This window comes from Variovorax sp. 20P10.2.4, assembly GCF_058244205.1.
The window spans coordinates 1-1,638 of record NZ_JBZAYE010001045.1 but is presented as its reverse complement, the minus strand read 5'-3'; the positions used below and the strand labels follow the sequence as shown (position 1 = coordinate 1,638).

Annotated in this window: 2 protein-coding genes; one reads left to right on the top strand and one right to left on the bottom strand. The window is 73.1% G+C overall.

Annotated features, from left to right (window positions below; translation table 11 throughout):
- On the top strand, positions 1-241 hold a 241-nt coding region (locus AC27VN_RS40885; RefSeq protein WP_490880423.1), incomplete at its 5' end, for a substrate-binding domain-containing protein.
- On the opposite strand, the gene AC27VN_RS40880 is transcribed toward AC27VN_RS40885, so the two are convergent.
- On the bottom strand, positions 132-1,638 hold a 1,507-nt coding region (locus AC27VN_RS40880; protein ID WP_490880422.1), incomplete at its 5' end, for a GMC family oxidoreductase. The genes AC27VN_RS40885 and AC27VN_RS40880 overlap by 110 nt on opposite strands.

Here is a 1,638-nt window from a genome sequence, read left to right as displayed (position 1 = left end):
GGCGCGGCTGGGCTGGCAGTTCGGCGCCGACCTCGGCTTCGTCGGCTTCGACGATCCCGAATGGGCTTCGCTGATCGGCCCGGGCCTCAGCACCGTGGCCCAGCCCACCGACGACATCGGCCGTGCCGCCGCTAGCTGCCTGATCGACCGGCTGCGGGGGCTCGAAAGCCCGCCGCGGCAGTTGCTGCTGCCGGGGCAGTTGCAGGTGCGGGGCTCGTCGAAGGCGCCTGTCCCCGCGTAGCCGGATCGGCTTCGGGCGCGAAGCGCGCAGGCCCGCGCATCCAGTCGGCCGCGCGCTCGGCGATCATCACCGTGGGCGCGTTGGTGTTGCCGCCGATCAAGGTCGGCATCACCGAGGCATCGACCACGCGCAGGCCCTCGATGCCGCGCACGCGCAGCCGTGGATCGACCACCGCCCCCGCGTCGTTGGGCGCGCCCATGCGGCAGCTGCCGACCGGGTGGTAGATGGTGTCGGCGCGCGCGCGGATCTGGCGCACCAGGTCCTCGTCGCTGCGCGCATCGGCCGTGTAGAGCTCGCGCTGGCGGTACTTCGCGAGCGGCGCCGCCTCCATGATCCCGCGCGTCTTCTTCACGCCCTGCAGCAGCAGCGCGAGGTCCTCGGGGTCGGACAGGAAGCGCGGATCGATGCGTGGCGCCGAGGCCGGGTTGGCATCGGCCAGCCGCACCTCGCCGCGGCTCTTCGGCCGCAGCACGCAGACGTGGCACGAGAAGCCGTAGCCCGCATGCAGCTTGCGCGCATGGTCGTCGGTGATGGCGATCACGAAGTGCAGCTGCAGGTCGGGCCGGCGCAGCTCGGGCGAGGACTTCACGAAGGCGCCGCCCTCGGCGAAGGGCGTGGCGATCAGGCCGGTGCCGGTCCTGCGCCACAACAGCGCCTGGCGCAGCAGGGTCCAGCTCGCGCCGAGGCCGATGCCGAACAGGTCGCGGTGCTTCGAGCGGTAGGCGAGGATGAAGTCGAGGTGGTCCTGCAGGTTGCGCCCCACGCCGGGCAGCGCCTGCTGCACCGCGATGCCGTGCTGCTGCAGCTGCGCGGGATCGCCGATGCCCGAGAGCATCAGCAGCTGCGGCGAATGGAAGGCGCCGCCGCACAGCGCCACCTCGCGCCGCGCATGGATGCGCTCGACGTTGCCGCCGCGGCGCACCTCCACGCCCACCGCGCGGCCATGCTCGATCACCACGCGCAGCGCCTGCGTGTGCGTGAGCACCGCGAGGTTGGGGCGCGCCATCGCCGGATGCAGGTAGGCGGCCGCGGCCGAGCAGCGCTCGCCGTTCCTCGCGCCGCCATGGAACTGCGTGACCTGGTAGAGGCCCGCGCCTTCCTGCTCGATGCCGTTGAAGTCGTCGTTGAAGGGCACGCCGGACTGCACCGCGGCGCGCACGAAGTCCTCGCTGATGGCGCGCGGCGTCTGCTGGTCGGCCACCTGCAGCGGACCGTCGGCGCCATGCAGCGGGCTCGCGCCGCGCTGGTTGCCCTCGGCGCGGCGGAACCAGGGCAGCACGTCGCCGAAGGACCAGCCGCTGCAGCCGGCGCGCTCCCAGTCGTCGTAGTCCTCGCGGTGGCCGCGCACGTAGAGCATGGCGTTGATCGCGCTCGAGCCGCCGAGGCAGCGCCCGCGC